At 27.1% G+C, this 7,623-nt stretch carries 6 protein-coding genes; 5 read left to right on the top strand and 1 reads right to left on the bottom strand.

The features are described 5' to 3' along the window. Nucleotides 1–774: 774 nt before the first annotated feature. The gene (locus MBSPM3_RS03030) at nucleotides 775–936 is read right to left on the bottom strand and encodes a hypothetical protein (protein ID WP_157084493.1); all 162 of its coding nucleotides are present in this window, start codon (nucleotides 934–936) and stop codon (nucleotides 775–777) included. Nucleotides 937–1,032: 96 nt separating this feature from the next. Here MBSPM3_RS03030 and asnS point away from each other — a divergent pair, with 96 nt between their 5' ends. From asnS to MBSPM3_RS02815, 5 genes are all read left to right on the top strand, one after another. Further along, on the top strand, nucleotides 1,033–2,553 hold the full coding sequence (gene asnS, locus MBSPM3_RS02840; protein WP_069028428.1) for an asparagine--tRNA ligase: 1,521 nt from the start codon (nucleotides 1,033–1,035) through the stop codon (nucleotides 2,551–2,553). Nucleotides 2,554–3,017: 464 nt separating this feature from the next. After that, nucleotides 3,018–4,124: an ABC transporter ATP-binding protein gene (locus MBSPM3_RS02830; RefSeq protein ID WP_069028426.1), complete on the top strand. Its 1,107-nt coding sequence runs from the start codon at nucleotides 3,018–3,020 to the stop codon at nucleotides 4,122–4,124. Beyond that, nucleotides 4,125–5,066 (top strand): carbohydrate ABC transporter permease, encoded by a 942-nt coding sequence (locus tag MBSPM3_RS02825; RefSeq protein ID WP_069028425.1) that lies wholly within the window; start codon nucleotides 4,125–4,127, stop codon nucleotides 5,064–5,066. Between the two features lie 35 nt (nucleotides 5,067–5,101). Further along, nucleotides 5,102–5,989: a carbohydrate ABC transporter permease gene (locus MBSPM3_RS02820; RefSeq protein ID WP_069028424.1), complete on the top strand. Its 888-nt coding sequence runs from the start codon at nucleotides 5,102–5,104 to the stop codon at nucleotides 5,987–5,989. Continuing rightward, entirely contained in the window at nucleotides 5,973–7,595 is a 1,623-nt protein-coding gene (locus MBSPM3_RS02815; RefSeq protein WP_069028423.1) for an extracellular solute-binding protein, read from the top strand. Before MBSPM3_RS02820 ends, MBSPM3_RS02815 begins: the two co-directional genes overlap by 17 nt. Nucleotides 7,596–7,623 lie beyond the last annotated feature (28 nt).

The following is a 7,623-nucleotide window of genomic DNA, read 5'->3' as shown; positions in this document are numbered from 1 at the left end:
TTTAATATTACCTTTAGTATTTTATTTTAATTATTGTTTTTTATTTGTTATATTAATTTTTTATTAAATTATTATTATTATTAATCACATTTTTTGTTCCTAATTCTAAAAAAAATAGCTTTTAACTTTATTTTTCCTCAAATTAAGGAAAAATTTATTAACATTTTAGGAACTATTTTTAACAGTTTGGAAACATTTTATTTTTAACAACTATTTTTAAAATTTTTTTGCTTTCACATTTTTTCTAGAAAAAATAAAATTATTCAATAAAATAATAACATAAAAAGCCACAGTTTTTAGGAACAAAAAAAATAACTTTTTCCTAACTTTGAAAAACCTTTCTTTTTAAAAAAGAAGGAACAATTTTAGAAAAAATCAACTTTTATTTTAATCTTTTTCTAAGTTAGTTTTTTACAACTAAAAATTAATTTTTTTAAAACTTAGGAACATTTTTTAAAACTTAGGAACATTTAAATCTATTTTTTCCTAACTTTTATTTTTATTTTATTTTTACTTTGTTATTGTTTTTTATTCTAATTTATTGCGTTTTTTTCAAAAAAATATCAAAATATAACTTAAAAATGATAAAATAAATTTGTAATTGTTTTTAATTCTTTCAATTTTTTTTGGGTTATTTTTATTTTGAGTGTCTTTTTTAAAAAAAATTTTATTATTTTTAGACAATTTTTATAATCTTTTTTTACTTTTTTAATTAAGATCTATTAATTTCCTAAAACTTTTAAAATTTTCAATTTTTTATTATATATCGCTATTTTAATTAAAAAAATAAACAAAAAAATTATTTTTCATATTACTAATTCTAATACTTTTTGCCTCTCTTTTTTTATTTTTTGCTTCGCTATTATTTTTTCCTCCGATTTTTTTCTTTAAATTTCTTTTTCTTCTTATTTTAATCCCCCTTTTTTCTATTCCCATTTACATTTTTTTTAATTCATATTCGTTTCATTTCACTTTTTTATTTACAACAAAATATTACAACATTAAATAAAAACAAAGGATTAGTAAATTACAATGAAAATTTCTATCAAAGATATTTTCCAAAAACCAGAGTTATTTTATCAAAAAAAAATAGTATTAAATGGTTGGGTTAGAAATTGTCGTTATCAAAAAAAATTAATTTTTATCGATTTAAATGATGGTACTTTTCTGGAGAATTTACAAATTATTTGTAAAGAAACCAAAACCAAAAACATCGAAATCGCCGCCGAAATTACCGAATTTCATGAAAACCAAAAAGTCAACACCAACAACGAATCTCCAAATAACATTAATTTAGAAAAATTAAAAGAAATGTTGCAAATTGGGGCTTCTTTGCAAGTGGAAGGTATTCTAAAAGCAACCAAAAATCGCCAAACGCCTTTTGAAATTAGTGCCCAAAATGTTTCTCTTTTAGGCGCAAGTGATTTTTCTTATCCGCTTCAACCCAAAAAACATTCTAAGGTTTTTTTGAGACAAATATCTCATCTAAGAGTGCGCACCAAACTTTTTGGAGCAGTTTTTCGCATTAGAAATACCGCTTTTTTTGCCCTGCACAGTTTTTTTCAAAAAAAAGGTTTTTTTCACATCAACACTCCCATTATCACTGCTAATGATGGCGAAGGCGCGGGTGAATTATTTCAACTTACAACCCTTAATTTAGAAGCTTTGCCACAAACAAAAAACATTTCAAACGCTTCCAAACTTGCCGATGAGACTACCAGCAAAAATGAAATTGATTATCAAAAAGATTTTTTTGGCAAAAAAGTTTTTTTAACAGTAACAGGTCAACTAGAAGCAGAAGCGATGGCTTTGGGTTTGAATAAAGTCTATACTTTTGGTCCTACTTTTAGAGCTGAAAAATCAAATACTCCAAGACATGCTGCTGAATTTTGGATGTTAGAACCTGAAATGGCTTTTTGCAATTTATCTCAAAATTTAAAAGTCGCCCAAGAAATGTTACAATTTGTTATTGCTAAATGTTTAGAACAAAATTATCAAGATATAGAATTTTTGGATAAGACAGAAAAAAACGGTTTAATTGAAGAATTAAAAAACATCGCTGAGGAAAAAGAATTTTTGACAGTAAAATACGAACAAGCTTTAGAAATTTTGCAAAAAAGCAACACCAAATTTGAAAACCCCCTTTTTTATGGCGCTGATTTGGCAACCGAACACGAAAAATATTTAACCGAAACACATTTTAAAAAACCAGTTTTTATTGTTGATTGGCCCAAAGAAATTAAAGCTTTTTATATGAAAAATAATCCCGATCAAAAAACAGTAGCTGCGATGGATCTTTTAGTTCCTCGTGTCGGAGAATTAATTGGCGGATCGCAAAGAGAAGAAAATTTATCAGTTTTAATTGAAAAAATGAACCAAATGAAAATTCCTCAAAAAGATTTGGAATGGTATTTAGATTTACGCCGTTTTGGGGGATGCATTCATTCAGGTTTTGGCTTAGGATTTGAAAGACTACTAATTTTTTTAACAGGATTAGATAATATTCGTGATGTAATTGCTTTTCCAAGAACTTATCATAATTTAGTTTTTTAAGTTTAATTAATAGTATCGTTTTTTATTTATCAATTTACAAGAACTTTAAAACTTTTTAACCTTTTCTTAAATATTTTTTAACTCTAAAATATTTTTCTAAAACATTTTTTTATTTTTTGTTGGGAATTTCGCTTTTAATTATTTTTAAAAAACAAAAAAAATTGCAAAATCATATTTAATATTTTTTAACTATTAATTGTCAATATTTTTTAAACATTTATAAAATTTTATAAAATTCAAAAAAGTAAACAAAAGTCCAAAAATAAAAAAATCACCAATAATTAAAAAATGATTAAATTCATCTAAAAGATAAAAACCAAAAATCAAAAAACCAAAAACAATAAAAAAAGTTAAAAATAATAAAATCAAAATAATAAAACCAAAAAACAAATCAAACCAAACCAAAATCACAAACACAAACACAAAATTAAAAGCCAAAAAGCTAAAAATAAGGAATACAAAAAATGGGTATAAAATTAGAACAAGTTTCTAAAATTTTCATCGATAAACAAACTAAAAAAGAAACTTATGCTGTAAAAAAAATTGACATCAACATTCCTAAAGGAAAATTGGTAAGTCTTTTAGGTCCTTCGGGTTGTGGCAAATCGACTACTCTTTACATGATTGCAGGTCTTCATCCTATTTCGGCTGGAAAAATATTTTTTGGCGACAAAGATGTCACTAACCTGCCTATTGAAAAAAGAGGTATTGGTTTAGTTTTCCAAAATTACGCTCTATATCCTCATATGACAGTTAGACAAAATATTTCCTTTCCACTGGAAAATCTAAAATTTGCGCGCGACATTATTGTGCAAAAAGTAGAAGAAATTGCCAATTTAGTAGGAATTGCCGATCATTTAGACAAAAAACCTCAGCAAATTTCAGGCGGACAACAACAACGAGTAGCAATTGCAAGAGCCTTAGTAAAAGAACCTCAAGTTTTGCTTTTAGATGAGCCCTTATCCAACTTAGATGCAGGGTTACGCCTCAAAACTAGAGAAGAAATTAGAAGAATCCAACGAAAAACTGGAATCACTGCTATTTTTGTTACACACGACCAAGAAGAAGCAATGTCTATTAGTGATGAAATTTGCTTAATGAATAAAGGACAAATCCAACAAAAAGGCGCTCCTCAAGAAGTTTATGCCAATCCTAACAACTTGTTTGTTGCCAAATTTTTAGGTAATCCGCTTATCTCTATTTTTGAAGGAAAAATTACTTTTGGAAAAGTAACTATTGGAGATTCACTTCTTTTTGATTTTTCTTCTAACAAAACTTTAAAAAACCTAAATCAAGAAATCTATGTAGCCATTCGTCCCGAAGGTTATTGGTTTGACACAAACGGTAATTTTGAAATCGAACCTCTCTTTTTAGAAAATATGGGAAGAAACCTAATGATGTTAGCAAGACATCCGCAAGCTGTTAAAAACACTTTCCACCTTGTCTTTGATGAAAAAAGTAAAGATATTATTTTTCCCCAAGGATTTGTTTCCAAGAAAAAAATTAGATTCCAAATTAAAGAAAATAAGTGTTTTCTTTTTGATAAAAAAACCGAAAATAGGATTTTTTAAATGTCATTGCTAAAAAAACTTTTCCATCACAATTCCACTAAATATTCCAAACATAATCATTGGTATTATTTGGCGCCTGCCTTAATTCTTATGGTTTTATTTAATTTTTATCCTTTGGTAAAAACACTTTTTATTTCTTTGGATAGTAGATATAATAAATTTGCAGACACATTTTCTTATTCGTTTAATTTTTACAATTACACTACTACTTTTTGTGATCCTGATTTTAGAACTGCACTTTTTAACACTTTTTTACTGGTGTTTGTTGCTGTTCCTATTTCTATTTTTTTGTCTTTAATGATTGCCTTAGCACTTAACAGTGTTTATAATCGTTTTTTAAAAAATATCTTTCAAACCATTTTTTTCCTCCCTTATTTAACAAATCCTGTTATTATGGGAATGGTTTTTGCAGTCCTTTTTTATCACAATAGTTTTGGCATCCAAACGCGCCCTGAAGGTTTTTTTAATTCTTTTTTTGGGCTCCAACAAGATTGGATTAACATTGCAGCTCCTTATTCGTATAAAATGTTTGTTTTAATTTTTTATGTAGTGTGGAAATCCCTTCCCTTACAAATTTTAATTTTTAGTGTGGGATTAAAAAACATTAGTAAAGATTATTACGATGCTGCCAGAATTGACGGCGCTTCTAAAATAACTCTTTTTAGAAAAATTACTCTTCCCCTACTTGCTCCTACTATTTTTTATCAACTTATTATTGCAATAATTCAAGTTTTTAAAGAATATGAATCTGTTATTGGAGTTTTTGGTAATTCCGATATTACTAAGGTAAATACTGTGGTAGGCTATATTTATCAACAATTAGAAGGAACTTTAATGGATTCTTATTCCAGAGGCGCTGCAGCCACTGTTATTTTGCTTTTAATTTCTATTCTTTTTACCGCCATTAATTTTTTCTTTTTTGAAAAGAAATTAAATGAATAAAATAAATAATAAATAAGGATCGAACCTTGATAATTATGTCAAATTCAAATAATAAAACAAAACTCATTTTTGCCAAACTTAAAAAACATTTACCCAAAGTTTGTGCCACTTTTACCAAATACTTTTTTTTGTCTTTTTTTGCTCTTTTTTTGGCTATCCCTTTTTATTGGATGCTAAATTTAGCTCTACAAGACAATCCTGCTTGTCCTAGTTTTTTTCCTAAAGATTTGACGTGGAACAACTTCTCTTTTCTATTTACCCGTTATAGCTTGTTTTTGACTTTTTTTAAAACCCTTACTGTTGTTTTTATCTCTACTGTTTTAGGTATTTTTGTCTCTATTATAACTGCTTTTGCTCTTAGTATTTTAGAATTTAGAACTAAAAAAATTATATTAGGAGTCTTTCTAATCACCACTATGATAACTACTGAAAGTATGTTTTTAACTAACTATCAAACAGTTGCACGCCTAGGTTTTGTTGATTCTGGTCAAGGTACGCGCGTTTTTAGTGGCATTTATTTAGCAATGATTCTTCCCTTTATAATCAATGTATTTCATATTTTTTTATTAATGCAAAATATCAAAAAAATTCCCAAAGAACTCTATTTATCTGCCAAAGTTGATAGTAGTAGTGATTGGAAGTTTTTATACAAAATTTTAACTCCGCTTTTAAGAGATAACATCATTAATATCATTATTTTTAGAGCAGTTGCTACTTGGAATGCTTATTTGTGGCCTGAACTTGTAGGCGGGAAATTGCTTACTAATGTGATTAGAAATATTTTTGACTCTGAAAAAAACCAACATTTAGTCAATCAACAAATGGCAGCTACTGTTTTGATGACATTACCTTTAGTTTTGTTGTTCATTTTTTGTAAAAGATATGTTTTAGAAGGAAAATTAAACAGTGGTATCAAAGGATAAATCAAAAATCATTCATTTTTTTACTTGCTTATTTGTTATTTTAGCATTTATTGTATTATTTCCTAAAATTGATTCTAATGCTTTAAGAAATAACCATGAACAAGAATTAAATGAAATGCTTACCAAATATAAAGATAGCGAAGCATGGGAAAAATTTCTAGAAAAACCCATCGAAATTGTTTTTTGGCATCGTTTAGATCCTGAAAAAGAAAAAGGAAAACCAAAAAATGCTTTAGAAGAAATTATTGAAGAATTTAGAGAAAAATATCCCAAAATCAAAGTAAAAACAGAATATAAACCTAGTTGGAGTGGGATTGTAAAAAACATTAATGTAGCTCTTCCAGCCAACAACGAACCTCATTTAATTGTTTCTTATGCTGATCATTTAGTAAATTATTATGAATCAGGTAAATTAGTTCCCCTTGATGGATTTAAAGATCACACCAATGAAAAAATCAAATTAGACCCTTGTACAACAGATCCCCAAACAGAAAAAACATATTTTTATTCTAGTTTTGAAAATGAGGCTCAATTGCCTTTGGGTAATGAAAAAGAACCAGGGAAATGGTATTCCTTGCCATTTTCTAAATCTATTGAATTGATGTATTACAATCAAGATTATTTTAAACAATTAAAAGGCAAAATTCAAAAACAAAAAATCGGAATCGATTCCGATTTTGAATCTTGTTTTGACAATTATGATAACTCTAATTTTGAAGGCAAACTTAAAGATGGTATTACATGGGAACAAATGAAAAAGTTATGCAAAGTAATTAAACAAGTTGACTCTGAAAAAATCCCTATTTCTTACGATTCTGAATCTAATTTATTTATTATATCTTCCGAACAAAGAGGAATTGAATATACAACTTCACCAATTAAAAAAGATCCATCAAGTCGTGAAGTAGGAGTACGTTTTAATAATCCAGATGCTAAAAAAATGATTAAAGATTTTAAAAAATTTTATGATAAAAAATATTTAATTACTCGTAAATTATCTGGTGAAAGTTATACTACTCATTTATTTATGGATCAAAAAATTTTAATGGATATTTCTTCTTCTAATGGATTTGAATATGTTTCCAAAGCTCCATTTAAAGTAGGGATAACTTCGGTTCCTTATTGGAAAAAAGGAAAACAAGGTCCTGAGTCAGGCAAAAGAAAAGTTTTACAACAAGGTTCTAATATTAATTTATTTTATAAAAAAGATAAAGATGAAGTGCTTGCTTCTTGGTTGTTTTTAAAACATTTAACTTCTAAAGAAACAAACGAAAAATTAATCCAAAAACTTAGTCAATTTCCTACTCGTCCTTGTTATGATAAAAGCGCCCAACCAGAACAAACAAATTCTGAAAATCCTTCCAAAAATTCTAAAAATCCAGAAATAAATAAAGATATTTTTGACTTTATGAAACGTGAAAGAAAAGAAGATGAAGAATCATCTCAAACAGGTAACCCCATTTATTTCTTTTCTCCCACTTTTAGAAAATCCCAGATGTCGCGTATAGTTGTAGAAAAATTAGTAATAGATTGTTTTTTAGATAAAGACTTAGACAAAAACATCGATACATTATTTAATGAAGCCCAACAAAAAGCAAACTCCTAAAAACTTATTAAAATTAACAAATTAAAGG

Origin of the sequence: Candidatus Phytoplasma zeae, from assembly GCF_001712875.1 — a bacterium.
Lineage (GTDB): Bacteria > Bacillota_I > Bacilli_A > Acholeplasmatales > Acholeplasmataceae > Phytoplasma > Phytoplasma asteris.
Note: the sequence above shows the minus strand (reverse complement) of the source record. Positions and strands in the feature narration are given on the sequence as shown.